This window comes from Vulcanococcus sp. Clear-D1 (genome assembly GCF_014654725.1).
Classification (GTDB): domain Bacteria; phylum Cyanobacteriota; class Cyanobacteriia; order PCC-6307; family Cyanobiaceae; genus Vulcanococcus.
The window spans coordinates 52,777-78,536 of the sequence record NZ_JACVZV010000018.1; the positions used below are offsets into that span (position 1 = coordinate 52,777).

A 25,760-nucleotide genomic window follows, 5' to 3' on the forward strand; every position below is an offset into this window, starting at 1 on the left:
TTGGTGCAATCCAGTCCCAGACCTGAGCAGCCCCTGGGCGATCGCCTCCAGCAGGACCTCAAGAACGACCTGATCGCCGGCCTGCTGGTGGTGATCCCGTTGGCCACCACCATCTGGTTGGCCACCACGGTGACGCGCTTTGTGCTGGCGTTTCTCACTTCGATCCCCAAGCAGCTCAACCCCTTCAACACCCTGGATCCGATCCTCCAGGAGTTGATCAACCTCGGGCTGGGTCTGTTGGTGCCTCTGCTCGGGATCCTGTTGATCGGCCTGATGGCCCGCAACATCGTGGGCCGCTGGTTGCTCGAATTCGGCGAGGGAACCCTGCAGCGCATCCCCGTGGCGGGCAGCGTCTACAAAACCCTCAAGCAGCTGCTGGAAACCTTCCTGAGGGATAACTCCAGCCGCTTCCGCCGGGTGGTGTTGGTGGAATACCCGCGCGAGGGCCTCTATGCCCTGGGGTTTGTGACGGGCGTGCTCGGCGCCACCCTCTCCGCCGGCTTTGATCAGCCGATGCTGAGCGTGTTCATCCCCACGGCCCCCAACCCCACCACCGGCTGGTATGCCGTGGTGCCCGAAGCCTCGGTGAAAGACCTCGACCTCTCGGTGGAGGATGCCTTCCGCACGATCATCTCGGCCGGCATCGTCAACCCCGACGAGCGCGAAACCCCCGCCAGCCGCAGCTTCTCCAGCCTGCTGGCCCAGCTTCGGGCCCCGGCCTATTCCCCTCTTCCCTCCAACAAGGCCTGATGCAGAGCCGCACCGTTGCCCGTGAACTGGCCCTGCTGATGCTCGGCCAGATCAGTGATCGTCAGCCGGCGGCTGACATGCCCCTCGATGCGCTGTTGCAGCAGGCGCAGGCGTCGCTGAGCCAGCACGTGCGTGAGGCCTTGGATCAGGCCGCCACTGATCTGCAGGCCGCGCAGCAACAGCTGCTCGACAGCGAACTGCAGGATCAGGGCGGAGCCGAGCAGATCCCGCGCGTGCGCCAACACCTGCAGGAGGGCCTCGCCCATGCCGAGCAGGGCCTCAACCGCCTCTCCGCCAGCCTTGAGCTGCCCCGGCTGCTGATGCTTTCCGATCAGGATGAGATCCGCCGCGGTGCCGTGGATCGCACTCGGGCTGTGTTGCGCAGCCGTGAGGACCTCGATCAGCGCCTCGACGCCGTGATGGAAGGCTGGCGCCTCACCCGCCTGCCCCGCATCGACCGCGACATCCTGCGCCTCGCTGCCGTGGATATCGAGCAGTTCAACACCCCCGCCGCCGTGGCCTGCAACGAAGCCGTGGAGCTGGCCAACCGCTACAGCGACGAACAGGGCCGCCGCATGATCAACGGCGTGCTGCGCCGCTTCACCAGCGCCCCCGCCAAGGGCTGATCAGGAGGCGCCCATGGTTTTCGACTGGTTCAATCGCAGCGCGGCCCCTCAGAACCCTGAGGAGCCCCAGCCGGAACAAACCCCGCAGCCGCCGGCCGCCGATGAGGCACCTGCCGTGCCCGCGCCCGAGGCTGTTCAGCCGGAACCAAGCCTGGAGTCTGTCCCGTCAGCTCCTGCTACCCCCACTCAGTCCGCTGTTTCCGCCGCGGCCTCCGCGTCAGCGCCAGCACCCGCTGTTGGTGCCGTCGATCAGGACGCCCTCGATTGGGCCCGTCAGGCCTATGCCCGCCTGAAGGCCCAGCAAGAAGCTGAAAAACAGGCTGCGGCTGGTTCGCCGGCTGCGCCAACACCGGCGCCGACAGCTCAACCCGCATCGGCGCCGCCATCGCCTGAATCACCGGCCCCTGCTGCGCCCGTCGACGTCTCTCCATCGTTGCCTGCACCGGAGCTGACCGCTGCAGATGCACCTGCAACGCCTGCCCAGGAATCTGTTCAGTCTGTACAGGTTCCTGGGCAGTTCTCCCCAGTAACGCAACAGCCTGCTCCGGATTCGGCCCGTGATCAGGCGGCCCCTGAGCCCTCCGCTCCGCCAGAGCCTCCTGCCCTTGCCGCAGGCTTGTCGCTGCTGGAGCAGGCTGCCGCCCAGCGGGCGCAGCGCCAACAGGAGCTGCTGGAGCGGGCGATCGACGTGCCCGCGGCGCCCCCCCCTGCGCCCGCGGCCCCGGTTGCTGCACCCGCCGATGAAGCGGCCCCGCAGCTCGGTGCCTTCGATGAGGATTTCACCTGGTCGGCCGAAGTGCTCGCCGCCCAGGGGCGTCAGCTCAACGACATCTCGCTTGAAGAGATCGACTGGCTCGGCCGCCTGCGCCGCGGCATGGAGAAGACCCGCCGCGGTTTTGTCACCCAGCTGCTCGACAACCTCGGCGACGATCCCCTCACGCCGGAGGTGCTCGACGACCTCGAGAGCCTCTTGCTTCGCGCCGATGTGGGTGTGCAGGCCACCGATCAGGTGCTTGAGGCCCTGCGCAAGCGGCTCAACGAAGAGGTGGTGGAGCCCGCGGAGGGCATCCGCTTCCTGAAGGAGCAGCTGAAGGGCCTGCTCGATGCGCCGATTCAGGCCAGTGGCGCTCCGCTGCTGGCGCCCGAGCGCGGACGCCTCAACGTGTGGCTGATGGTGGGTGTGAACGGCGTGGGCAAAACCACCACCCTCGGCAAGCTCGCCAACCTCGCGGTGCGCAGCGGCTACAGCTGCCTGATTGCTGCTGCAGACACCTTCCGCGCTGCGGCCGTGCAGCAGGTGGCGGTGTGGGGCGAGCGCAGCGGCGTCACGGTGGTGTCGAACCCCTCAGCCAATGCTGATCCTGCGGCTGTGGTGTTTGACGCCATCGGCGCAGCCCAGGCCAAGGGCACCGATCTGGTGCTGGTGGATACCGCCGGTCGCCTGCAGACCAAGCACAACCTGATGGAGGAGCTCAGCAAGGTGCGCCGCATCGTCGACAAGTTGGCGCCTGATGCTGTGGTGCAGTCGCTTCTGGTGCTCGATGCCAGCCAAGGTCAGAACGGCTTGAAGCAGGCGATGGCCTTTGCCCAGGCTGCCGGCCTCACCGGCGTGGTGATCACCAAGCTCGATGGCAGCTCCCGCGGCGGCGTGGCCCTGGCAGTGGCCTCGGAAGCCGGTCTGCCGATTCGCTTTATCGGCGCTGGTGAGGGGATTCGCGATCTGCGTCCGTTCAACAGCTTCGAGTTCGTGGAGGCGTTGCTGGCGAAGTAGGCCACAGCGCCGCCAGCTCCTCCACAAAACGCGGCTATCTTGCGGGCACTTCGCGGCCGCTCGGTGAGCAGCAAGCCGCCCCCACGGCGGTCCGATCCACCGCTTCAGAGCCACGTCGACCGCGCTGCGCTGCCGCGGCCCTCATCGCCGCTGGCTTCGGTCCGTCAGCTGCTCGACAGCCTCAGCCGTGAGCAGCGCCGCAACCAGGAGCTGCTCGCCTCACTCGGCTTTGCCCTGCGCAGCTTCACCAACCTGGGGCGGTTTCTCGAGCTGGTTCCCCTGGTGGCCGCTCGGCTGGTGGAGGCTGAAGGAGCGGCGCTGCTCACCTTTCACCCCGATGGCCGTCTCTGGCGCGAGCAGCTGCATGGCGGGCCGCCGGAACTGCTGCGGGCCCTGGCCAGCCTTTCCGATGAGGAACTGCTCCAGGCCTCCGGCGATGAAGCGGTGGCGCTGCTGATCGATCGCCTGGTGCGGCGCCAGCTCACCGATCGGCCCCTGTTTGCCACCTCGGTGGTGGCCCGCGGCCGCAGCCGCGGCCGCCTTTATGTCTACGGCCCCCGCAGCGGTCTGAGCTGGAGTGAGAGCTACCGCCGGTATGCCCAGCTGGTGGCCGATCTCACAGGGGTGGCGATCGAAAGCGAACAGCTGCTGCAGGAGGCGCGGCGGCATGAGCGCGTGGATCGGCAGCTCTCCACCGGCGCCGAGATCCAGGCCCAGCTGTTGCCGGATCACTGCCCCGTGATCGAAGGGGTGGAGCTGGCGGCCCGCTGCCGGCCGGCCTTCCAGGTGGGCGGTGACTACTACGACTTCATCCCCACACGCCCTCAGCTGCTGGGCCGCCGCCGCGAGCAGGGGCGCTGGGCCCTGGTGGTGGGCGATGTGATGGGCAAGGGCGTGCCCGCCGGGCTGTTGATGACGCTGCTGCGCGGCATGCTCCGCGCCGAGGTGCTCAGCGGCCATGCCCCTGATCGGATCCTGCATGACCTCAACCAGCTGGCCCAGGAGGACCTGGCTCAGTCGCACCGCTTCGTGACGCTCTTTTATTCCGATTACGACCCCCGTACCCGCCTACTCCGTTACGCCAACGCGGCCCACAACCCGCCCCTGATCTGGCGGCGGATGCGCCATGCCGTGGATCGTTTGGATGCACCGGGCCTGCTGATCGGGCTGCAGCCGGAAGCCCAGTACGGCTGTGAGCAGATCGTGCTCGATCCGGGGGATGTGCTGCTCTGCTACACCGATGGCGTAACCGAAGCCAGCGGGCTCAATGGCGAGCGCTTTGATGAGGAGCGCCTGATCGCCGCTTTGCAAGCGGCCTGCCGCTCCGGCGTGGGCGCCCAGGGCATCCTCGATCAGTTGTTCGCCCGCCTCGATCGTTTTGTTGGGCCTGATCGCCAGCTCGATGACGACGCTTCGATGGTGGTGCTGAAGGTGCGCGAGGAGGTGATGCTCCCCTCGCTGCCCCACTGAGCTTCGGCGTGCCCTGCCTGCCAAGCTGAACCTCAACTGATCGAGCCGGGCCCCGATGGCCGTTGAGTCGTCTTCCTCCACCTGGAGCCAGCGTTTCGAGGAGGGGTTGCATCCGGCGATTGAGCGCTTCAACGCCTCGATCGGCTTTGACATCACCCTGCTCCAGCAGGACCTGGACGGCTCAATTGCCCACGCCCGCATGCTTGGCAGCACCGGCGTGATCACGGCGGAGGAAGCCGAGCAGTTGGTGGTGGGCCTCGAGCAGGTGCGCAGCGAAGCCGCCGCCGGCCAGTTCAACCCCGGCCTCGACGACGAGGACGTGCACTTCGCCGTGGAGCGCCGCCTGATTGCGATCCTGGGCCCCCTCGGCAAAAAGCTGCACACCGGCCGCTCCCGCAACGACCAGGTGGGCACCGACCTGCGCTTGTGGCTGCGGGGTCAGATCGATGCCATCGATGGTGCGCTGGTGCGCTTCGAGCGGGCGCTGCTCGATCAGGCCGAGGCCCACGCCGAGGTGATGATCCCGGGCTACACGCACCTGCAGCGGGCCCAGCCCATCTGTCTGGCCCACCATCTGCTGGCCTACGTGGAGATGGCTGAGCGCGATCGGGCTCGCCTGCGGGACTTGCGCAAACGCGTGAACATTTGCCCCCTGGGTGCTGCCGCCCTGGCGGGCACACCGGTGCCGATTGATCGCCGCCACACCGCCGCGGCCCTCGGCTTCGACGATGTGTACGCCAACAGCCTCGATGCGGTGAGCGATCGGGATTTTGCTGTGGAATTCAGCGCCGCCGCCAGCCTGGTGATGGTGCACCTGAGCCGCCTCAGCGAAGAGGTGATCCTCTGGGCTAGCGAGGAGTTCGGCTTCGTGAAGCTCACCGACCGCTGCGCCACCGGCAGCAGCCTGATGCCTCAGAAGAAAAACCCCGATGTGCCCGAACTGGTGCGCGGCAAGTGCGGCCGTGTGTTCGGTCACCTGCAGGGGCTGCTGGTGATGATCAAGGGCCTGCCCCTTGCCTACAACAAAGACTTCCAGGAAGACAAGGAAGCGCTGTTCGACGCCGTGGCCACCACCCTGGCTTGCCTGGAGGCGATGGCGATCCTGTTTGAGGAGGGGCTGCAGTTCCGGCCCGAGCGCCTCGAGGCGGCCGTGGCCTCGGATTTCTCCAACGCCACCGATGTGGCCGATTACCTCGTGGCCAAGGGTGTGCCTTTCCGCGAGGCGTATCAGCTGGTGGGTGGTCTGGTGAAGGGCTGTCTGCAGGAGGGGATCTTGCTGCGGGATCTGCCTTTGGAGCGCTGGCAGCAGCTGCATCCTGCGTTTGAGGCGGATATTTATGAGGCGATTCATCCGCGCCAGGTGGTGGCGGCCCGCCGCAGTGAGGGCGGTACGGCGTTTGATCAGGTGCGTGTGCAGCTGGAGCGGACGCGGCTGCGGCTGACAGCCTCGGCGTGAAGGCCTCCGAACTGACAGAGCCGGCTTAGTCTTCGTGAGCTGAAGTTCTGCCTGATCGGCCCCCTCGGCCTGTGAGCATTTTTGTAGGAAACCTCCCCTTCCGCGCGGAACAGGAGGACGTGGCCGAGTTGTTCTCACCCTTCGGTGAGGTCACCAACTGTTTCCTGCCCCTCGAGCGCGATACCGGCCGCAAGCGTGGCTTCGCCTTCGTGGAGCTGGCCGATGAAGACAGTGAGTCCCGCGCCATCGACGCCCTCCAGGGCGCCGAGCTGATGGGCCGTCCGCTGCGTATCAACAAAGCTGAGCCCCGCAGCAATGGCGGCGGTGGTGATCGCGGCGGCTATGGAGGCGGCGGTGATCGGGGCCCTCGGCGCGGTGGCTACGGCGGCGGTGGTGATCGCGGCGGCTATGGCGGTGGCGGCGGTTACGGCGGAGGTGGTGGTTATGGCGGCGGTGGCCGCAGCGACTACGGCGATCGCTCCGGTGGTGGCGGTGAGCGTGGTTCCGGCGCCCGCGGCTGGGAGGACCGCAGCTATGGCGGTGGTGACCGCGGTGGCGATTCCTTCGGTGCTGGCCGCACCCGTCGCCGTCGCAGCAGTGGCGGCGACGACTGAAGCGATCCAGGGCGACGTCAGTTCGCTCGGCTTCGCGGTGCTTCGGGGTCTCCCGGTGCGGTGATCACACCCCAGGTAGTGCAGGGTCTGTACGGAACCTGGGGTTGGTTGCGCGTTGATGACGCAGGCACTGCTCCCGCCGGTCCGTCCCCTGGCGGGCATTCGTTAAAGCCCGCGCTCCTCCAGCTGCGCGGCGGCCCGCTCGAACACCTCCGGTCCCGCATCGCGGGCGCCAGCGGCCACGCCTAGGTCGCGGCGCCAGTGGCGAGCTCCGCTCACCCCTTCCACCACTTGCACTAAGTGCCGTGCGATCGCCCAGAGGCGGCCGCCGCCGCTCACCCAGCGCTCCGCGTAGGGGATCAGCCCTCGTACCACCGTGGAGGCGCTCGCGATCGGCTGGCTGTTGTCGTGGAACAGGTCGAGGTCCACGGTGGCCCAGCGCAGTGGGTGGTCGTAGGCGGCGCGGCCCACCATCACGCCATCCACCTGCTGTAGCTGTTCCTCGCAGCTGCTCAGATCCAACAGGCCGCCATTCAGTTCGATGGTGAGCTGGGGTCGCTCGTGCTTGAGCTGATGCACCAGCTCGTAGCGCAGGGGTGGGATCGTGCGGTTCTGCTTGGGGTCGAGGCCCTCCAGCCAGGCTTTGCGGGCATGCACGCTGAAGCGCTGGGCGCCGGCCGCGGCCACCGTGTCGATGAAGGTCAGCAGCTCCTCATAGGAATCGCGCTCATCGATACCGATGCGGTGTTTCACCGTGACGGGCAGGGGTGAGGCCGCGGCCATGGCGCCGATGCAGCGGGCCACGTGATCCGGTTCAGCCATCAGGCAGGCCCCGAAGCGCCCCTTCTGCACCTTCTCGCTGGGGCACCCCACGTTGAGATTGATCTCGTCGTAGCCGCGATCGGCGGCAATCCGTGCCGCCTCGGCCAACAGATGCGGGTCATCGCCGCCCACCTGCAGGGCGATCGGGTGCTCGATCGGGTCGAAATCGATCAGGCGCTCGCGCCGCTCGCTGTAGTGAAGCGCTTGGGCCACCACCATCTCGGTGTAGAGCAGGCTGCGCCGGGTGATCTGCCGCATCAGCACCCGGAAGTGCCGATCGGTGTAGTCCATCATCGGGGCCACACTGAAGCGGTAGGCCCCGTTCAGCAGCGAATCGGGCATCTCCCCATGCTCGCCTTTCACGCCGATGCCCACCTCCTCTGAGCACTGGTCGCTGGTGGTGGCCGGCGGTGGGCCAGCCGGGTTCATGGCGGCAATCGCCGCCGCGGAGGCTGGGCTGCAGCGGGTGCTGGTGCTCGAGAGCACCCCCGAGCCCCTGGGCAAGGTGCTGATCAGCGGCGGCGGCCGCTGCAACGTGACCCATGCCTGCTGGGATCCCAGGGAGCTGGTGGGCTCTTATCCCCGCGGTGGCAAGGCTCTGCGCGGCCCCTTCAGCCGCTTTGCCGCCGGCGATGCGGTGGCCTGGTTCGATGAGCACGGCCTGGAGCTGGTGGAAGAGCCCGATGGGCGGATGTTTCCCCGCGCCAACCGCTCCACCGCCGTGATCCAGTGCTTGCGCCGGGCGGCATCCGCGGCCGGGGTGGAGTTGCGCACCCACTGCGCGCTGCAGGCCGCACGGGTGCGCACCGATGGGGGCTTTGAGTTGGAGGTGCGACAGGGTTCGGACCCTGGATCTGTAGCCAGCGGAGCGCGAGCCAAGGCCCCAGCTGTGTTACTCACCGCCGATCGCCTGCTCCTCGCCACCGGTAGCCATCCCAGCGGCCGGCGCTTGGCGCAGAGCCTTGGTCACGGCCTGGTGCCGCCCGTGCCCTCGCTGTTCACCCTGGCCTTCAAGCCCAATCCGCTTGTTGCCCTGGCGGGGGTGGTGATGGATCCGGTGGATCTCGAGCTGGAGCTCGATCTCGATCTTGGTGCTGGCCCGCCGCCGCCGGGCATGGCCCATCGCTTTCGCCAGTCGGGCCCGCTGCTCATCACCCACTGGGGCCTGAGCGGCCCCGCCACCCTGCGGCTCACGGCCTTTGCGGCCCGCGCGCTGCACCACTGCGGTTACCGGGGCACGCTGCGGGTCGACTGGAGTGGCGGCCGCAGCCAGCCCCAGCTCGAGCAGCTGTTCGCCGACTGCCGCCGCGATCAGGCCCGGCGCCAGCTCAGCAATGCCCGCCCCTGGCCGGCGCTCAGCCGTCGCCTCTGGCAGCACTTACTGGATCAGCAGGGGGTGGAACCGGAGCGGCGCTGGGCGGATCTGGGCAAGCGCCAGCAGCAGGGGTTGATCGAGAACCTGCGGCGCAGCAGCTACGCCGTGGCGGGCCGCGGTCCCTTCGGCGAGGAGTTCGTCACCGCCGGTGGCGTACCCCTGGGCGAGGTGAACCTGGCCACCATGGAAAGCCGCCTCACTCCAGGGCTGTACCTGGCCGGTGAGCTGCTGGATGTGGATGGCATCACCGGCGGCTTCAACTTCCAGCACTGCTGGAGTTCCGGTTGGCTGGCGGGGCAGGCGATCGCTTTAAACTAGTTTGTGAACTAGGTTTGTAGGGGCGTGGAGAGCTCGATCGGCGCTTTTGAGGCCAAGGCCCAGCTCTCCCGGTTACTGAGGGCTGTGGAGCAGGGCGAGCACTTCACCATCACGGTGCGGGGCAGGCCTGTTGCTGATCTGGTGCCCCATCGCAGCCCATCGCGTGAGGGCGTGGCCGCGGCCATTGAGGCTCTGCAGGCTTTTCCGCGGATCCGTGGTGTTTCGGATGCAGATGTGACCAGCTTCGTGGCGGAGGGGCGCCGTTGACTCTGGTGATCGATGCCTCCATGGCCCTCGCATGGGTGTTCGAGCGCCAACAGGCCGCCGATGCCCAGCGAGCGAGTGAGCTTTTGGCTTGCTGTGGCCAGCAGGCCTGGTGGGTTCCGGGGCTCTGGCACCTTGAAGTGGCCAACGCCTTGTTGGTGGCTGAACGGCGTGGTGTGATCGCTCAAGACGCCAGCGATCTGTTCCTGGCCCGCCTAAGCAGGCTGCCGATCTGCACGGATGGCGATGCCGGGCCTGAGCAGCAACCCAGGCTGATCGCACTGGCGCGCGCCCATGGCCTCTCCAGCTACGACGCCACCTATCTCGATCTGGCCCATCGCTTCGGTGCTGCGCTCGCCAGCTTTGATCGCCAGCTCAATCAGGCCGCCGTTGCGATGGGCGTGCCCCTCTACTTGATCTGATCGAAGATCGAGAACATCGGCAGATACATCGCCAGCAGGATCGAGCCCACGATCCCGCCCACGATCACGATCATGGCTGGCTCGAGCATCGAGGTGAGCGCCTTCACGGCGGCTTCCACTTCGTCTTCGTAGAAGTCGGCCACCTTGGAGAGCATCGTGTCCATCTGTCCGGTTTCCTCGCCGATGGCGAGCATGCTCAGGGCCAGCTCGGGGAACACCTGTTTGCGGCCGAGGGCCACGCTCAGGGGGATGCCCTCCTGCACGTCCTGGCGGGAGGCCACGATCGCCTCGGCGATCACGGCGTTGCCCGCCGTTTCCTGAACAATCTCGAGCGAGAGCAGGATCGGCACCCCGGCCCGGGTGAGGGAGCTGAAGGTGCGGCAGAACTTGGCGGTGGCCGTTTTCTGGATCAGGTCGCCGAACAGGGGCAGTTGCAGCAGCAGGCCATCCACGCGCCGGCGCCCATCAGCCGTGGCGTAGTAGCGGCTGAACAGCCAGCCCCCCACCACCAGGGCCATCACCAGCAGCAGCGAGAACGAGGAGCGCAGCAGCTTGCTCAGGTCCACCATCAGCTGGGTGAACAGGGGCAGTTCGGCGCCGAGATCCTCAAAGATTCCCGCGAAGGTGGGGATCAGGAAGATCGTCATCCCCAGGAACACCAGCACGGCGATCACCAGCACCGCCACCGGGTAGCCCATTGCCCCTTTGATCTGGTTCTGGAGCTTGGCGTTGCCCTCCAGCAATTTCGCCAACCGCCGCAAGCTCTCGTCGAGCACGCCGCCCGCCTCGCCAGCTTCCACCATGGCGATGGTGAGCTTGTCGAACACCTTCGGCCAGCGCCGCAGCGCCGCCCCAAGGCTGCCGCCCTGATTCACATCGGTGCTCACCGCGGTGAGGGCCCGCTTGAACAGGGGCATGCGCTGCTGCCGCGCCATCAGATCGAGGCTGCGCACGATCGGTACCCCGGCATCCACCAGCGCCGCCAGCTTGTTGGCGAACAGCGCCTTCTCGCGGATGCCAGGCCGGGCCTCGAGCAGGCCGGAGAGATCGAGGCCGAACACGGTGGTGGCTGGGGTGCCAGAGCCAGCGGGGCTGCCTGGGGCTGCTGGGTTCCGGTTGGCCGGGCCACTGCGGGGGCGAGAGCTGTTGCTCTCCACCAGCTCAAGGGCGCTGGGCACGATCCCGCGCCGACGCAGGTCGCGGCGGGCGCTGGCGGCATCGGTGGCCTGCAGGCGCAGCTGGCGGGTCTGGCCGGCGCGGGTGGTGTACGTGGCGCTGAAGTTGGGCATAAGCGCGGCTCAGCTCAGCCGCTCTGGCCATCGAGCAGGCGGCCTAATTCCTCGGGTTTGCTGGCCTTGGCCATCGCCTCCTCGCGGCTTACGGCCCCCTGCACCACCAGGTTGGCCAGGGCCCGCTCCAGGGTCTGCATGCCCTGCTGGCCGCCGGTTTGGATCTGGGAATACAGCTGCGCTGTCTTGCCTTCGCGGATCAAGTTGGCGATGGCTGGCGTGTTGATCAGGATTTCCTGGGCCATCACCCGTCCGAACTGGCCCGGCTTGGGGTTGAGCCGTTTGCACAGTGTCTGCGAGAACACCCCCACCAGCGAGCTGCTCAGCTGCACGCGGATCTGGGTCTGCTGCTCGGCGGGGAACACATCCACCATGCGATCCACCGTCTGAGCGGCGGAGCTGGTGTGCAGGGTGCCGAACACCAAGTGACCGGTTTCCGCAGCGGTGATCGCCAGCTGAATCGTTTCCAGATCCCGCATTTCCCCCACCAGGATCACGTCCGGGTCTTCGCGTAGGGCTGCCCGCAGGGCCGCCCCGAAGCTGCGGGTGTCTTCCCCCAGCTGGCGCTGGTGGATCACGCTCTGCTCGTTGCGGTAGGTGAATTCGATCGGGTCCTCGATCGTGAGGATGTGCTCGGCGCGGCTGCGGTTGATGTGATCCAGCAGGGCCGCCAGGGTGGTGGTTTTGCCGGAGCCGGTGGGGCCAGTCACCAGGATCAGCCCCCGCGGCCGGCGGCTGGTTTCCTCCACCACAGGCGGCAGATCCAGGCTGGAGAGGCTGGGGATCGAACTGCCCAGGGCCCGAAGGCAGGCGGCATAGCTGCCCCGCTGCCGGTACACATTCACCCTGAAGCGCGACACGCCCTTGAGGCCATAGGCGCAGTCGAGCTCCCAGGTTTGCTCCAGCTGTTTGCGCTGGGCGTTGTTGATCATCGAGAAGATCAGGCGGTTGCACTGGTCTTCGCTGAGCTTCTCCTCGCGCATCGGCCGCAGCGCGCCGCTGAAGCGGCCGTAGGGGGGCTGGCCGGCTGCCAGGTGCAGATCGCTGCCGCCGCTCTCCACCAGCTCCTCCATCAGCTGCTCGATCTGGAGCTCCATGCCGCTGCTTCGCCCTGCCTGCCGTCAGTGTGGGTGCGGTGGATCGCGGCGGCAATGGCGCGGCTGCGGGATGGGCCCTTGCTTCAACTGAGCCCTCGTGGTGTGAGGCAGTAGGGGCACTCCAGCCACTCATCGCGCATGCCGGCGCCGCAGCCGCCGCAGGTGATCGTGTGCAGCGCCTTGGCCCTGCGCTCTGATTCCAGGCTGGAGTCGGTGAGGATCATGCGCTCGATCTCCTCGAGGGTGGTGTGGCCCTGGCGCACCAGATCGAGGCCGTAGCCGAGCAGGGTTTTCATGCCCGCCTCGATCGCCAGCTTGCGCAATCGATCGGTGCTGGCCTGTTGAGCGATGGCGGTGGCCAGGATTTCGTTGATGCGCAGCACCTCGTAGACCCCTACCCGGCCGCGATAGCCCAGGCCCTGGCAGGTGGGGCAGACCGTCTCGCCATCGCCCTGGTGGCGGCGGGCCTTGAAGAATGTGATCGCTTGTTCATTGCTGGCGAACAGCCCGAAGCGGCCCAGCTCCTGCTCGCTCGGGTGATACGGCTGCCGGCAGTCGGGGCAGACCCGCCGCACCAGCCGTTGCGACACGATCCCCATCAGCGAGGCGCTCACCATGAACGGCTCCACCCCCATCTCCGCCAGGCGGGCGATGGCGCTGGGCGCGTCGTTGCAGTGCAGGGTGGTGAGCACCAGGTGGCCGGTGAGGGCGGCCTCGATCGCGGTTTTGGCGGTTTCCTGGTCGCGGGTCTCACCCACCAGCAGCACGTCCGGGTCCTGGCGCATGAAGGCCCGCAGGGCCAGGGCGAAGTCGTAGCCCTTCTCCCGGTTCACCTGGGTCTGGGAGATGCCTTTGAGCGTGTATTCGATCGGGTCTTCGACCGTGGAGATGTTCACGCCCGGATCGTTGCGCTCCGCCAGCAGCGAATAGAGGGTGGTGCTTTTGCCCGAGCCGGTGGGCCCCGTTACCAGCAGCATCCCGAAGGGTTTGCCGCCCATCTCGCGCACGCTGGCTAGGGCCACCGGATCGGTGATCAGCTTGTCGAGGCCCAGGTGGGTGGCGCCGCTGTCGAGCAGGCGCATGCACACCTTCTCGCCGTAGCGGGTGGGCAGGGTGCTCACGCGTAGGTCGAACAACTTCCCCTGATAGCGGCGCCGGATGCGGCCGTCCTGGGGCAGGCGCCGCTCGGCGATGTCCAGGTCCGCCATGATCTTGAGGCGGGAGGTCACCGCGGGGGTGAGGTTCTTCGGCAGCTTGTCGAGCTGCTCGAGCACGCCGTCCTGGCGCAGGCGGATCAGCAGGCCGTCATCCTGGGGTTCTAGGTGGATGTCGCTAGCGCTGCGCTGCAGGGCCTGCACCAGGATCCGGTCCACCAAGCTCACCACTGGCGAGGCGTTGGAGGCGGAGAGACTCGACTCCACGTCGAGATCATCAAAGTCTTCGGCCGGTGCGGCCTCCAGCGTCTCTTCCAGTTGCAGGTCGTCCACGAGCGAGGCCGCTGCGGCCGGGCGGGCTGGCGCTGAGCTGGGGGTTGGCTTCGGTGTGGGCTCGGGAGCAGGTGGGCTGGCGGCGGCAGCAGCGGTTTCGAGCGCGGCCTCCAGCTCATCCGGCAGGGCCAGGCGCAGGCTGATCGGGATCGAGGCGGCCGCGGCGATCTTCTGCAGATGCTGGCGTTGCTCCGCACCCCAGTGGCTGGGGATCGCCAGGACCACTTCGCCGTTGCTGTGGGCCACCGGTAGGCAGCCCAGCTGGTGGCAGCGCTCCTGAGGTAAGGCTTGGGCCCATCGCCAGCGCTCTTCCCCAGCGGCTTGCAGCTCCTGGCGGGTCAGCACCGCCTCGCCCAGAAGCAGTTCCACCTCCAGCCGTTGCTGATCAGCGCTGGCCGCGGCCGGCACGGGCCTGGTGGGGGTCAGGGTCATCAGCGGCTGTGCACGGGAGGTGCGGGCTTCCGCCGCTTGTGGGGGGGAGCCCCTTCACACCAACATGTCTAGATCAGATCTCCGGTTCGGTCAGCATGAGCGGCGAAGCGACCCCCTTCCCCCAGGAATCCGCCGACACCCTCAACACCTCTGGTGACACCTCTGCTGAGGTGGCGGCGGATCAGGCCCCTGCAGCTGAGGCAGCGGCCGAGGCCCCTGCAGCTAGCGCTGATCCCGAGCAGCGGGTGCGTGACCTGGAGGCGGAGCTGGAAGCTCTGAAGGCCGAGCACGAAACGGTGCGCAGCCAATACATGCGCATCGCCGCCGACTTCGACAACTTCCGCAAGCGCCAGAGCCGCGATCAGGACGATCTGCGCGTGCAGATCGCCTGCAACACCCTGAGCGAAATCCTGCCGGTGGTGGACAACTTCGAGCGGGCCCGCCAACAGCTCGAACCCCAGGCCGAGGAGGCCCAGACCATCCACCGCAGCTACCAGGGCCTCTACAAGCAGCTGGTGGATGTGTTTAAGCAGCTGGGCGTGTCGCCGATGCGCGTGGAGGGCGAACCCTTCGATCCCAACCTGCATGAGGCCGTGCTGCGGGAGCCCAGCGATGAGCACATCGAAGATGTGGTGATCGCCGAGCTGCAGCGTGGCTACCACCTCAACGGCCGTGTGTTGCGTCACGCTCTGGTGAAGGTGTCGATGGGCCCTGGTCCCAGCGGCTCCGAGGCTGCCCCGGCTGAAAGCGCGCCCGCCGAGCACGAGGCCTGATCCATGGCCGACTACTACGACCTGCTGGGAGTCGCCCGCGATTCCGACGCCGATACCCTCAAGCGGGCCTACCGGCGTCTGGCGCGTCAGTACCACCCGGATATCAACAAAGAGCCAGGCGCCGAGGACAAGTTCAAAGAGATCGGCCGGGCCTATGAGGTGCTGAGCGATCCCCAGACCCGCGCCCGCTACGACCAGTTCGGTGAAGCGGGTTTGGGTGGCGGCGCCGGCATGCCCGACATGGGCGACATGGGTGGCTTCGCCGATCTGTTCGAAACCTTCTTCAGTGGTTTCGGCGGTGGTGGCATGGGCGGCCCCGGCGCCGGTGGTGCCCGCCGCCGCGGTCCGCGTCAGGGCGATGACCTGCGCTTCGACCTCACCGTGAGCTTCTGCGAAGCGGTGTTCGGCAAGGAAAAAGAAATCCAGATCCGCCACCTGGAAACCTGCAGCACCTGCAGCGGCTCCGGTGCCAAGAGCGGTAGCGGTCCCACCAGTTGCGGCACCTGCGGCGGTGCTGGCCAGGTGCGCCGTGCCACCCGCACCCCCTTCGGCAGCTTCACCCAGGTGGCCCCTTGCCCCACCTGCGAGGGCAGCGGTCAGGTGATTGCCGATCCCTGCAATGCCTGTGGCGGCCAGGGCGTGCAGCAGGTGCGCAAGAAGCTGCGCATCAACATCCCTGCCGGCGTGGACAGCGGCACCCGCCTGCGGGTGGCCAATGAAGGCAATGCCGGCCAGCGCGGCGGTCCGCCGGGGGATCTGTATGTGTTCCTTACGGTGCAATCGCATCCGCAGCTGCGGCGCGACGGCATCAACATCCACTCCGAGGTGGTGGTGAATTACCTCCAGGCGATTCTCGGCGACACGATCGAGGTGGAAACCGTGGATGGCGCCCAGCAGCTGGAGATTCCGGCTGGCACCCAGCCGGGTGCGGTGCTCACCCTCACCGGCAAGGGGGTGCCCAAGCTGGGCAATCCGGTAGCGCGCGGCAATCACCTGATCGCGATCAAGGTGCAGCTGCCCACCAAGCTCAACCGTGAGGAGAAGGAGTTGCTGGAGCAGTTGGCCGGCCACCACACCGCTAAGGGCCACAAGCACCCCCACAAGAGCGGCCTGTTTGGCGGCTTGTTCGGCTGAGCGGCTGGTGACCCCCGACCCCACAGCTGTTCTGGATCTGCGCGGCACCCCCTGCCCGCTCAACTTCATCCGCAGCAAGCTGGCGCTGGAGAAGCTCGAGCTCGGCGCCTGGCTGCAGGTGGAGCTCGATGCCGGTGAACCCGAGCAGATGGTGGCCTCCGGGTTGCGTGAGGCCGGCCATCGTGTTGAAGGCCAACCCGGGGAGGGCGGTGGCGTGCGCCTGCTGATCCAGCGCCTTGGCTGAGGCGGCGCGGGTGATGGCCCTGGAGGCCAACTTCTGCCGCGTGCAGCTCGATCAACCCGGTCCCGAGGGCATTGAGCACCTGCTCTGCGTGCGCCGCACCCGCCTGGGCAAAACAGGCCAGCAGATCTGCGTGGGCGATCGCGTTCAGATCGAAGGCATCGACTGGCCGGAGCGCCGCGGCGCCGTGGCGGCCCTGGAGCCGCGCAGCAGCCTGCTCGAACGGCCGGCGGTGGCCAACTGCAGCCGGGTGGTGGTGGCGGTGGCCCTGGAGCAGCCCCAGCTCGATCCCCTTCAGCTCACCCGCTTCCTGCTCACCGCTGAGCGCACAGGCGTGGCGGTGGAGCTGGTGCTCACCAAGGCCGATCTGCTCCCCGCCAGCGAGCAACTGGCCTGGCGCCAGCGTTTGCAGGCCTGGGGCTATGAGCCGCTGTTGGTGTCGTCGCAGCAGGGTGAGGGAATCGCTGCGCTGCGGGAGCGTCTCACTCGGCCTGGGATTGCGGTGCTTTGCGGTCCGTCCGGTGTGGGTAAGAGCAGCCTGATCAATGCCCTGGTGCCCGAACTGGCCCTGCGGGTGAGCGCTGTGTCGGGCCGGCTCCAGCGCGGGCGCCACACCACCCGGCATGTGGAGCTGTTCCCGCTTGCCCCAGGAGCGCTGTTGGCCGATACGCCAGGTTTCAACCGCCCGGATCTGCCGGCGGATCCGGTGGAGCTGGGGCCGCTCTTTCCCGAAATCCGTGAGCGGCTCTCGAGAGGCGTTTGCCGATTCAAAAATTGCCTGCACCAAGGGGATCCCGGCTGCGCCGTGGGCGCTGAGTGGGATCGCCATCCGCTCTACATCAGCTGCCTGGAGACTGTGCAGGCTCAGGCCTTGCGGGATCGTTCTCGCAGCGTTGAAGCGGCTGGCCTCAAGCAGCGCGGCAGTCGCCGCGAGCCGCTGCTGGATCAACGCTTGCGCCAGGTGTCGCGGCGCCGCCAGCGCCAGAACGAACCCGACGAGGCGGAGTGAGCCCCGGGCTCAGCCCAGGCCGGGCAAGTTGAGGTTGAGCCCACCGGTGAGCTCTTCCATGCGCTGCTTCATCGTGCCGGTGGAGAGCTCATAGGCCGCCTTGAGGGCATCGAGGGTGGCGGCTTCAGCGGCGGGAGCACCTTCGGCCAGCAGGGCGGGATCGAGGCGCACCTTCAGCGGTTGCTGGTTGCCGGAAAGCCACACGCTGGCGCGGCCGCAGCTGCTGGTGCCTTCGAGCTCCATCGCATCGAGCTCCTCCTGGAGCTTGGCGGCATCCTGTTGGATCTGCTGCGCCTTCTTGAAGGCCTCGGTGAGCTGGCCGAAGTTGGGAAGTCCGAAACCGGCCATCGCGGCGCCTGTGCTGTTGGGCGCAGGTTACGCGGTGCTGCGGGTGCCCTCAGGCCGCCAGGGCGATGCCCTCGAAGGGGCCCAACCGCTTCACTTCCGTGTGGAGGGTGATGCCGTGGGCGGCCTGGATGCGCTGCTGCACAGCGCTGATCAGTTGATCGATCTCTGCGGCGGTGGCGGCGCCCGTGTTCACGATGAAATTGGCGTGGATCGGCGACACCTGGGCCCCGCCGACGCTCAGGCCCTTCAAGCCCAGGGCCTCGATCAGTTGGCCCGCCTTGTTGGGTTCGGGGTTGCGGAACACGCTGCCGCAGCTGGGCTGCTGATACGGCTGGGTGCTGGTGCGGCTGTGCAGGTTGGTGCTGGTGCGCCGGCTGATCTCGGCTGGATCGTGGCCGGCCTGCAGCCGGAAGCGGGCCGAGAGCACCACCAGGGGTTCCTCCTGCAGGCGGCTGTGGCGGTAGGCGAAGTCGAGCTCGCCAGCGCGCAGTTCGAACGGCTGGTTGGGCCTCTCGGGCTCAATCACCGTGACGCTCTCTAGGACCTCCGCGGTGCAGCCCCCCTGGGCACCGGCGTTCATCACGGCGGCGCCGCCCACCGTGCCGGGGATGCCCACCGACCACTCCAGGCCGGAGAGGCCCGCCCGGGCGGCCCGGCGCGCCAGGCTTGGAATCGGTTCGCCGGCCTGGGCTTCGATCAGGCCGGTGCTGGGATCGAGGGCGGCGCCCTGTAGGCGGCGGTTGCAGAGGGTGAGGCCCTCCAGGCCCGCATCGCTCACCAGCAGGTTGGAGCCGGCGCCGATCACCAGCGCCGGCAGAGCTTCGGCCTGAGCCCAGGCGAGCAATGCCTGCAGCTGGAGAGCACTCTCCGGTTCAGCGAACCACTGGGCCGGACCGCCCACCCGCCAGGTGGTGTACTCCGCCAATTCCACGGAGCGGCGCAGGCCGAGTGGGGTGGGGGGAGTCATGCCGCTAACGGAAACGTGGCGAGGGGGTCTTCGCGGTTCTGCAGGCGCCCCCAAAGCCCATTCACATCGCCGGCGCCCATGGCCAGCACCAGATCGCCCGGCAGGCTGCGATGCGCAACCGCATCAGCCAGCTCATCAAGGCTGTCGGCCACCGTTACAGCCAGGTCGGGCCTGAGGCGCTGGATGGCGGCGGCCAGCGCATGGCTGGAGATGCCGGCGATCGGTGCTTCCCCGGCCGCGTACAGCGGGGCCAGCAACACCTCATCGGCCTGGCCCAGGGCCGCGGCGAACGGCTCCAGAAATTCAGCGGTGCGGCTGTAGCGATGGGGTTGGAACACCGCCAGCACCCGTTGGGGCGGCTCCGGCAGCGGGCTGCGGCCACTGCTCACCATCAGCCGGGCGGTGGCCAGGGTGGCGCCCACTTCGCTGGGGTGATGGGCGTAGTCATCCACAACTTGGCGCTCGGCCCAGGTGCCGCGGTAGTCGAAGCGGCGACCGGGGGCTTGCAGCCCCTCCACCGCCTGGCGCAGCTCCACAAACGACACCCCATGCAGCCGGCAGGCGGCCATGGCCGCGGTGGCGTTGCTGAGGTTGTGCAGCCCGGGCAGCGGCAGCGTGAAACGACCCACGCAGGTGCCCTGCTCGTAGAAGTCGGCCAGGGTGCTGTCACCGCTGAGCTCCACGGGAATGGCTGCGAAATCCACGCCGTCTGTGCTGCTGGTGGACCACCAGTGGCTGGCGTTGAACTGCTGGCTGAGGATCGGGCAGTCGCGGTTGGCCAGCAGTTGCTCGCAGCCGCGCCCGAAGCGCTGCAGCGTGGCGATCAGGGCAGCCAGATCGGCGTAGTGATCGGTGTGATCGAGCTCCAGGTTGGTGATGACCCCCAACCACGCCTGGAACTTCACCAGGGTTCCATCGGATTCATCGGCCTCGGCCACCAGCAGGGCGCCTTTGCCGTTGCGGCCGTTGCTGCCGAAGGCAGGCACCACACCGCCGATCACGGCAGTGGGGTCGTGATCGGTGGCGTGCAGCAGACTGGCGATCAGCGTGCTGGTGGTGGTTTTGCCGTGGCTGCCGGCCACGGCCACGGAGCTCTGGCTGGCGATCAGGGCGGCCAGCACATCTGAGCGGTGGGCGACCTCTAGCCCAGCCCGGCGGGCTTCCTGCAGTTCAGGGTTCGTGGCGGGTACCGCGGAGCTCACCACGACCAGCGGCTGGGTGGAGGTGCCGCTGCGGATCGCGGCGATGGTGGTGGCGCTCTGTTCGCGGAACACCCGCACACCGCGGCTGCGCAGGTCCTGCAGCACAGCGTTGTCGCGTGGGTCGGAACCACTCACTTGGTAGCCCCGATCCGCCAGGATTCCGGCGATGGCCGACATGCCGATGCCGCCGACTCCAATGAAATGGAGGGGTTGACGGCGATCGAGCTGTTGGGCCAAGGGCATCTCCAAGCCTTGGGAGACGGTAAGCCGGGAAGTTCCCCTTGTCTGCCCGGATCGGTGTGTTTGAGAGGGATTTGAGAGCCTCGATCCAGGCTCTGAAACCCATGTCCCCAGATGGGGACATCCCAATGATCTCTGTATGATCGGCGGCCAAATCCCCCTTGCTAGCGGGCTTCCCCGCTCGATGCCATGACCATCAAGGTTGCGATCAATGGATTCGGCCGTATCGGTCGCAACTTCATGCGTTGCTGGCTCAGCCGTGGAGCCAATACCGGCATTGAGCTGGTGGGCATCAACGGTTCAGGTGACACGTACACCAACGCTCACCTGCTCAAGTACGACTCGATGCTCGGCCCCCTGCGCAACGCAGAGGTGACCACCACCGACGACACCATCGTCGTCAACGGCAAGACGATCAAAACTTTCTACGACCGCAACCCCGCCAACCTCCCCTGGAAGGAGTGGGGCGTGGATCTGGTGATCGAGTCCACCGGCGTGTTCAACGACGACGTGGGCGCCAGCAAGCACTTCGAGGCCGGTGCCAAGAAGGTGATCCTCACCGCCCCCGGTAAGGGCGCCAAGGTGGGCACCTTCGTGGTGGGCGTGAACGCCGACCAGTACCGCCACGAAGACTGGGACATCCTGTCCAACGCCAGCTGCACCACCAACTGCATGGCGCCGATCGTGAAAACGATCGACCAGGCCTTCGGCATCGTGAAGGGCACGATGACCACCACCCACAGCTACACGGGTGACCAGCGCATCCTCGATGCCGCCCACCGCGACCTGCGCCGCGCCCGCGCCGCTGCCGTGAACATCGTTCCCACCAGCACCGGCGCCGCCAAGGCCGTGGCTCTGGTGTACCCCGAGGTGAAGGGCAAGCTCAGCGGCATCGCCCTGCGCGTCCCCACCCCCAACGTGTCGGTGTGCGACATGGTGTTCGAGACCGGTCGCGACACCACCGCTGAGGAAGTGAATGCCGTGCTGAAGGCCGCTTCTGAGAACGGCATGAAGGGGATCATCAAGTACTGCGATCTGCCCCTGGTCTCCAGCGACCACGCCGGTACCGACGAGAGCACCATCGTTGACGCCGATCTCACCCTGGTGATGGGCGGCAACATGGTGAAGATCGTCTGCTGGTACGACAACGAGTGGGGCTACAGCCAGCGCGTGGTCGACCTGGCCGAGATCGTGGCCAAGAACTGGAAGTGAGTTGGCGTTTGGCCCGGGGCTGAATGCCTTGGGCTGATCTGCTCTAGCCGCTCCTGCAAGGGCGGCTTTTTTTGTGCCTGGCCGGGCCGGCTGGTGCCGCTTCAGCGGAAATGGCTGAAACCGTGCGCCGCCGCTGCCAGCGGTTCGCCACTCTCCTGCCAGCACACCAGGCCTGGCTCCGCTTCCACGAGGCTGCCAATGCATCGGGCGCCAGGCAGTGCCTTGAGCAGCGCCTCGGCCCAGCTGGGCGGAAGCGCCAGCACCAGCTCGAAATCCTCGCCCCCGCCAAGGCACCAGCGCTCGCCGGGCTCCAGCTGAGCCAGTTCGGGGTCGATCGGCAGCTGGCTGCGCTCTAGCAGGGCTCCGCAGCCACTGGTGGCAGCAATCGCCCCCACGGCCGCCGCCAGACCATCGCTGCTATCGGTGCCCCCCACCCGCCAGGGCAACCCGCTGGGGCGGCTGCTGTGCAGGGCTGCCACCGCATCCAGCCGCGGCACGGGCCGGCGGTGGGCGCGGATCGCGCGCTCCTGCAGCGCCGGGCTCACCTGGGCAGCGTCCAGCTCATCCAGCAACAACGCCAGCCCCAAGCGGCTGAGGCCATGGGGACCGCTGCTCACCAGCCAGTCGCCCGGGGCCCCATCTCCCCGCCGGATCGCTGTGCCGTTGGCCACGCGCCCCAGGGCGGTGATCGAGAGCAGCCGCTCGGCGCCGCTGCTGCAGTCGCCCCCCAGGATGACGGCCCCGTGGGGCTCCAGTGCATCGCGTAGCCCCGCATACACCCCCTCGACCCAGTTCCAGGTCGTGTCGCCGGGGGCCACCAGGGCCACGGTGATCCCGGCCACGCCGGTGCAGCCCATCGCCGCCAGATCCGACAGGTTCGCCGCCGCGGCGCGCCAGCCCAGATCCCTAGGTCTGATGGTGGCGTCGCTGAAGTGCACGCCCTCCACCAGCACATCGGTGTTCACCACCATTTGCTGGCCGCTGCGCTCCTCCAACAGGGTGGCGTCGTCATTGAACTGGCCGGCTGGGGCGTAGGCGGCCAGGCGCCGCAGCAACTCCCATTCGCCCAGGTCGCGCAGCCGCACGGGATCAGGCGTGCGGTTGGAGGTTTTCGGCCCCTTCGATCACCGTCGCCTTCACGATCCCGTCTTCGATGCCGAGTTCTTCGAGCACATCAAAACCGTCCACCACATAGCCGAAGGCGCTGTAGCGGCCATCCACCAGGTTGAGACCCGCTGGGGTCAGTTCGGCTTCGTAGAGGAAGAAGAAGAACTGCGACGATCCATCGTTGAGGGCGTGGTCGGAATGGGCCCAGCCCAGGGTGCCGAGGGTGGCGAAGGGCAGCACCGGCTGCGCCGTGAACTGACCCAGATCTTCAAAGGTGGCGTTGTAGAAGGGCGCGGCTTCCCCGGGCACCTTGATCTCAAGCGGCACCGTGCGCTCAACCTTTGTTTTCGGGTCGATGTAGCCGGTTTCCGGACCCTTGGGATCGCCCGTCTGCAGGACGTAGAAGTCTTCGGCGCGGGTGAAGGGCAAGCCGTTATAGAAGCCCTTCTGCACCAGATCCACAAAGGCACCGGCCGTGAGCGGCGCGTTGTAGCCATCCACCACGGCGATGAGCGTGCCCTGGGTGGTTTCGATCTTCACCGTGGCCCGGCCGAGCAGGCGAGGAAGATCGGCGAATTCAGCGGGGATCTCGAAGGGGAAATCGCCCACCAGCAGGGCCTCCAGCTGGCCGATGGTGCTCAGAGCCGTGCGGCGGGCCTCCAGGAAGCTGTCGCGATCGCTCACCTCCGCCGCGGCGGCCACCGCTTGCAGCTGCGTCTCCAGCTGATCCAGCAGGGCGTTGCCCTGGGCTTGGTCGCCACTGGGCAGGCTCTTGAGAATGGCCTCGCGCTTGCTGCTCAGCAGCGTCTGGCTGCGGCGGGCCGTCGTGGTGAGGGCGCTCCAGCGTTTGGCGCGGAGGTCGTCGCTGGTGCTCTCCAGGCGATGCTGCAGCTCCTGCAGATCTGGAGCATTGATCGGCAGGGCGTTGCGCAGGATCGCGGTGGGGTCCTTCACGGCGTTGCCGGGGGGCAAAGCGGCGTGGGCCGGGGCGGCGCTGATGGGGCCCCAGAGGCCCAGAAGCACCACCAAGGCCAGGAGCCAGCGCTTGAGATCCATGCTGCAGCCTCGTTTCTGCCCGGACTCTGGCACAGCCGTACAATCCGGCCTGACCCGTTCTGCCGGAATGATCTCAAGCAACGACTTTCGCACCGGCACAACGATTGAGCTCGATGGCCAGGTCTGGCGCGTCGTTGAATTCCTGCATGTGAAGCCCGGTAAGGGCTCAGCGTTCGTGCGCACCAAGCTCAAGGCGGTGCAGAGCGGCAACGTGGTGGAAAAAACCTTCCGCGCCGGCGAAACCGTGCCCCAGGCGCAGCTGGAGAAGGCTGTGTTGCAGCACACCTACATGGAAGGCGACGACTACGTCTTCATGGATATGGCCTCCTACGAGGAAACCCGCCTGACCGCCAAGCAGATCGGCGATCAGCGCAAGTACCTCAAGGAAGGCATGGAGGTGAACGTTGTGTATTGGAACGGCAAGCCGCTTGAGGTGGAACTGCCCAACTCGGTGGTGTTGGAGATCACCGAAACCGACCCCGGCGTGAAGGGCGACACCGCCACCGGCGGCACCAAGCCCGCGATTGTGGAAACCGGCGCCCAGGTGATGGTGCCGCTGTTCCTGTCGATCGGCGAAAAGATCAAGATCGACACCCGCACCGACAGCTATCTCGGCCGCGAGAACTGAGCGCCATGCAACTCGATCACAACCAACTGCGGGAGCTGATCGCTCTGCTCGGCGAGAGCGATATCCAGGAGCTCAAACTCGAAGGCGACGACTTTCGCCTCGAGCTGCGGCGCAATCTGCCGGCCAGCCAGCCCCAGGTGGTGATGCAGGCCGCGCCTGCTGCCATGCCTGCCCCTGCGGCCGCTCCCGCCATGCCATCGGCGGCTCCGCCCGCCGCTCCCGCTGTCCGCGGCGACCTGGTGGAGATCACCGCGCCGATGGTGGCCACCTTCTATCGCGCTCCCTCCCCTGGTGATCCGGCCTTCGTGGAGCTCGGCGCCCGCATCAACGTTGGCCAGACCGTCTGCATCCTGGAGGCGATGAAGCTGATGAACGAGCTGGAGTCGGAAGTGAGTGGCGAGGTGGTGGAGATCCTTGTGGAAAACGGCACCCCCGTGGAGTTCGGCCAGGTGCTGATGCGCGTGAAGCCGGGCTAACCCAGCGCAAGTGCCGTGTCGAGGGCAGCCCGCATGCTTGCTGCCCTGGCAATGCCCCGCCCGGCGATGTTGAAGCCCGTGCCGTGATCGGGTGAGGTGCGCAGAAACGGCAGGCCGAGGCTTGTGTTCACGGCTTGATCAAAGGCCAGGATCTTCACCGGGATTAGGCCCTGATCGTGATACAAGGCGAGGTAGCCGTCCGCGGCTTGGGCCTCCTCACCTCGCCAGGCCAGGCCGGCCTCGAGCCAGCAGGTATCGGGCGGAAGCGGTCCGATCAGTGCAACCTGCGGATGCCGCTGCCGCCACTGCTCCAGGCTGGGGATGAGCCAGTCCAGCTCCTCGCGGCCCAGCTGCCCCGCTTCACCGGCATGGGGATTCAGGCCAGCCACCACCAGCCGTGGTTGCGGCTGGAAGCGTTGGCAGAAGGCCAGCAGCACATCCAGTTTGCGGCTGATGAGCGGGGCGCTCAGCTGCTGTGGCACAGCCGCCAGCGGGATATGGGTGGTGGCCAGCAGGGTATTGAGGCGCCAGCCGCTCAGGGGTGAGCGAGCGGTGAACAGCATCGAGGCCGCTGCCTCGCCGCACAGCTCCGCCAGGCGTTCGGTTTGCCCTGGATAGTGGTGGCCGGCGGCGTGCCAGGCGTGCTTGGCGATCGGTGCCGTCACCAAGGCGCTGCAGGAGCCCTTCTGCACCTGCTCCACAGCGGCGCTCAGCCAGTGAAAGCTGGCGTCGCCGCTGGCGGCGCCGGCTTGGCCCGGTGCCAGCGGTTGCTCCAAGGGGAGATCAAGCACCTCCAGCTCGGCGGGGTCGGCCAGGGGCGCCGAGCTGCATGCATTCAGCTGCTGGAAGGTGTGCTCCAGCCAGCGGCGGCAGCCCACCAGTAGAGGGGACGGTTGATCGGCAGGCCACTGCGCCAGGGCCTTGAGCGTCACTTCGGCGCCGATCCCAGCCGGATCCCCAAGGGAGACGGCCAGGCGAACCCGCTTAGCGTGCGTGGGGCTGGCTGAGTGGAGCATGCTGCGCTGGTTGTTGTTGCTGCTGATCGCCTTCGGCCTGGTGAAAGGGGTGGAGAGCGGTTGGGTTGAGCTGCACTGGAACCGGCTGCTTCACGATGTGGGCGTGCCGTTTGTGCCTGATCCGGACGCCCAGGCGGAACCCAACCCGCAAACCTGAT

The 25,760-nt window shown here is 67.4% G+C and carries 27 protein-coding genes; 17 read left to right on the forward strand and 10 right to left on the reverse strand.

Translation table 11 applies throughout. The features are described 5' to 3' along the window. The 6 genes from H9532_RS07095 to H9532_RS07120 all read left to right on the forward strand — a co-directional run bounded on the left by H9532_RS07095 (position 1) and on the right by H9532_RS07120 (position 6,687). Complete coding sequence (locus H9532_RS07095) at positions 1–750, forward strand: DUF502 domain-containing protein (protein WP_010312605.1); 750 nt, start codon at positions 1–3, stop codon at positions 748–750. Next, positions 750–1,376 (forward strand): transcription antitermination factor NusB, encoded by a 627-nt coding sequence (gene nusB / locus H9532_RS07100; protein ID WP_296366938.1) that lies wholly within the window; start codon positions 750–752, stop codon positions 1,374–1,376. The genes H9532_RS07095 and nusB overlap by 1 nt, the downstream gene beginning before the upstream one ends. 13 nt (positions 1,377–1,389) lie before the next feature. Next, a complete protein-coding gene (gene ftsY, locus H9532_RS07105) occupies positions 1,390–3,147 on the forward strand; it encodes a signal recognition particle-docking protein FtsY (RefSeq protein WP_296366940.1) in 1,758 nt (585 codons plus the stop codon). A 150-nt stretch (positions 3,148–3,297) separates the two neighbouring features. After that, positions 3,298–4,617: a GAF domain-containing SpoIIE family protein phosphatase gene (locus H9532_RS07110; protein ID WP_296367443.1), complete on the forward strand. Its 1,320-nt coding sequence runs from the start codon at positions 3,298–3,300 to the stop codon at positions 4,615–4,617. Between the two features lie 55 nt (positions 4,618–4,672). Then, on the forward strand, positions 4,673–6,073 hold the full coding sequence (gene argH, locus H9532_RS07115; RefSeq protein WP_296366943.1) for an argininosuccinate lyase: 1,401 nt from the start codon (positions 4,673–4,675) through the stop codon (positions 6,071–6,073). A gap of 71 nt (positions 6,074–6,144) precedes the next feature. After that, positions 6,145–6,687 (forward strand): RNA-binding protein, encoded by a 543-nt coding sequence (locus H9532_RS07120; RefSeq protein WP_296366945.1) that lies wholly within the window; start codon positions 6,145–6,147, stop codon positions 6,685–6,687. Positions 6,688–6,852: 165 nt separating this feature from the next. Here the strand turns inward: H9532_RS07120 and dusA are convergent, their stop codons facing one another. Beyond that, positions 6,853–7,851: a tRNA dihydrouridine(20/20a) synthase DusA gene (gene dusA / locus H9532_RS07125; RefSeq protein ID WP_296367445.1), complete on the reverse strand. Its 999-nt coding sequence runs from the start codon at positions 7,849–7,851 to the stop codon at positions 6,853–6,855. 25 nt (positions 7,852–7,876) lie between these two features. Here dusA and H9532_RS07130 point away from each other — a divergent pair, with 25 nt between their 5' ends. The 3 genes from H9532_RS07130 to H9532_RS07140 are packed head-to-tail and all read left to right on the forward strand — an operon-like array spanning position 7,877 to position 9,888. Further along, complete coding sequence (locus H9532_RS07130) at positions 7,877–9,202, forward strand: NAD(P)/FAD-dependent oxidoreductase (RefSeq protein WP_296366947.1); 1,326 nt, start codon at positions 7,877–7,879, stop codon at positions 9,200–9,202. 24 nt (positions 9,203–9,226) lie between these two features. Continuing rightward, positions 9,227–9,469: a type II toxin-antitoxin system prevent-host-death family antitoxin gene (locus H9532_RS07135; RefSeq protein WP_296366949.1), complete on the forward strand. Its 243-nt coding sequence runs from the start codon at positions 9,227–9,229 to the stop codon at positions 9,467–9,469. 5 nt (positions 9,470–9,474) lie between these two features. Continuing rightward, complete coding sequence (locus H9532_RS07140; RefSeq protein ID WP_296367447.1) at positions 9,475–9,888, forward strand: type II toxin-antitoxin system VapC family toxin; 414 nt, start codon at positions 9,475–9,477, stop codon at positions 9,886–9,888. Here H9532_RS07140 and H9532_RS07145 read toward each other — a convergent pair. The 3 genes from H9532_RS07145 to H9532_RS07155 form a co-directional block, all read right to left on the reverse strand. Beyond that, a complete protein-coding gene (locus H9532_RS07145; protein WP_296366951.1) occupies positions 9,876–11,177 on the reverse strand; it encodes a type II secretion system F family protein in 1,302 nt (433 codons plus the stop codon). The two genes, H9532_RS07140 and H9532_RS07145, sit on opposite strands and share 13 nt — an antisense overlap. Before the next feature lie 14 nt (positions 11,178–11,191). Next, on the reverse strand, positions 11,192–12,274 hold the full coding sequence (locus H9532_RS07150) for a type IV pilus twitching motility protein PilT (protein WP_296366952.1): 1,083 nt from the start codon (positions 12,272–12,274) through the stop codon (positions 11,192–11,194). Between the two features lie 83 nt (positions 12,275–12,357). Continuing rightward, positions 12,358–14,193, reverse strand: a complete 1,836-nt coding sequence (locus H9532_RS07155) for a GspE/PulE family protein (RefSeq protein ID WP_296366954.1) — start codon at positions 14,191–14,193, stop codon at positions 12,358–12,360. A gap of 95 nt (positions 14,194–14,288) precedes the next feature. Between H9532_RS07155 and grpE the strand changes: the two genes are divergently transcribed. The 4 genes from grpE to rsgA are packed head-to-tail and all read left to right on the forward strand — an operon-like array spanning position 14,289 to position 17,350. Continuing rightward, the gene (gene grpE, locus H9532_RS07160; protein ID WP_296366956.1) at positions 14,289–14,966 is read left to right on the forward strand and encodes a nucleotide exchange factor GrpE; all 678 of its coding nucleotides are present in this window, start codon (positions 14,289–14,291) and stop codon (positions 14,964–14,966) included. Positions 14,967–14,969: 3 nt separating this feature from the next. Next, the gene (gene dnaJ / locus H9532_RS07165) at positions 14,970–16,100 is read left to right on the forward strand and encodes a molecular chaperone DnaJ (protein WP_296366959.1); all 1,131 of its coding nucleotides are present in this window, start codon (positions 14,970–14,972) and stop codon (positions 16,098–16,100) included. A 7-nt stretch (positions 16,101–16,107) separates the two neighbouring features. Further along, positions 16,108–16,344, forward strand: a complete 237-nt coding sequence (locus H9532_RS07170; protein ID WP_296366960.1) for a sulfurtransferase TusA family protein — start codon at positions 16,108–16,110, stop codon at positions 16,342–16,344. Then, positions 16,337–17,350 carry a ribosome small subunit-dependent GTPase A gene (gene rsgA, locus H9532_RS07175; RefSeq protein WP_296366962.1) on the forward strand — a complete coding sequence of 338 codons (1,014 nt, stop codon included), beginning with the start codon at positions 16,337–16,339 and terminating at the stop codon, positions 17,348–17,350. The genes H9532_RS07170 and rsgA overlap by 8 nt, the downstream gene beginning before the upstream one ends. 9 nt (positions 17,351–17,359) lie before the next feature. Here rsgA and H9532_RS07180 read toward each other — a convergent pair whose 3' ends face one another. Genes H9532_RS07180 through murC form a run of 3 tightly spaced genes read right to left on the reverse strand, consistent with a single transcriptional unit; the run spans position 17,360 to position 20,104 of the window. Then, positions 17,360–17,698: a YbaB/EbfC family nucleoid-associated protein gene (locus H9532_RS07180; RefSeq protein WP_010312646.1), complete on the reverse strand. Its 339-nt coding sequence runs from the start codon at positions 17,696–17,698 to the stop codon at positions 17,360–17,362. Positions 17,699–17,747: 49 nt separating this feature from the next. Beyond that, positions 17,748–18,665, reverse strand: a complete 918-nt coding sequence (murB, locus tag H9532_RS07185) for a UDP-N-acetylmuramate dehydrogenase (RefSeq protein ID WP_296366964.1) — start codon at positions 18,663–18,665, stop codon at positions 17,748–17,750. Beyond that, entirely contained in the window at positions 18,662–20,104 is a 1,443-nt protein-coding gene (gene murC / locus H9532_RS07190; RefSeq protein ID WP_296367449.1) for a UDP-N-acetylmuramate--L-alanine ligase, read from the reverse strand. Before murC ends, murB begins: the two co-directional genes overlap by 4 nt. Positions 20,105–20,296: 192 nt before the next feature. Between murC and gap the strand changes: the two genes are divergently transcribed. Beyond that, the gene (gene gap / locus H9532_RS07195; RefSeq protein ID WP_296366965.1) at positions 20,297–21,319 is read left to right on the forward strand and encodes a type I glyceraldehyde-3-phosphate dehydrogenase; all 1,023 of its coding nucleotides are present in this window, start codon (positions 20,297–20,299) and stop codon (positions 21,317–21,319) included. Positions 21,320–21,420: 101 nt separating this feature from the next. Here gap and thiL read toward each other — a convergent pair whose 3' ends face one another. Continuing rightward, a complete protein-coding gene (thiL, locus tag H9532_RS07200; RefSeq protein WP_296366966.1) occupies positions 21,421–22,404 on the reverse strand; it encodes a thiamine-phosphate kinase in 984 nt (327 codons plus the stop codon). A gap of 4 nt (positions 22,405–22,408) precedes the next feature. Continuing rightward, the gene (locus H9532_RS07205; RefSeq protein ID WP_296366969.1) at positions 22,409–23,482 is read right to left on the reverse strand and encodes a peptidylprolyl isomerase; all 1,074 of its coding nucleotides are present in this window, start codon (positions 23,480–23,482) and stop codon (positions 22,409–22,411) included. A gap of 67 nt (positions 23,483–23,549) precedes the next feature. On the opposite strand from H9532_RS07205, the gene efp reads away from it, so the two are divergent. Then, entirely contained in the window at positions 23,550–24,110 is a 561-nt protein-coding gene (gene efp / locus H9532_RS07210; protein WP_296366971.1) for an elongation factor P, read from the forward strand. A gap of 5 nt (positions 24,111–24,115) precedes the next feature. Then, a complete protein-coding gene (gene accB / locus H9532_RS07215) occupies positions 24,116–24,586 on the forward strand; it encodes an acetyl-CoA carboxylase biotin carboxyl carrier protein (protein ID WP_296366972.1) in 471 nt (156 codons plus the stop codon). Here accB and pdxA read toward each other — a convergent pair. Continuing rightward, positions 24,583–25,602, reverse strand: a complete 1,020-nt coding sequence (gene pdxA, locus H9532_RS07220; RefSeq protein ID WP_296366974.1) for a 4-hydroxythreonine-4-phosphate dehydrogenase PdxA — start codon at positions 25,600–25,602, stop codon at positions 24,583–24,585. The genes accB and pdxA overlap by 4 nt on opposite strands. Here pdxA and H9532_RS07225 point away from each other — a divergent pair. Beyond that, positions 25,601–25,759 (forward strand): hypothetical protein, encoded by a 159-nt coding sequence (locus tag H9532_RS07225; protein WP_296366977.1) that lies wholly within the window; start codon positions 25,601–25,603, stop codon positions 25,757–25,759. The two genes, pdxA and H9532_RS07225, sit on opposite strands and share 2 nt — an antisense overlap. Position 25,760 lies beyond the last annotated feature (1 nt).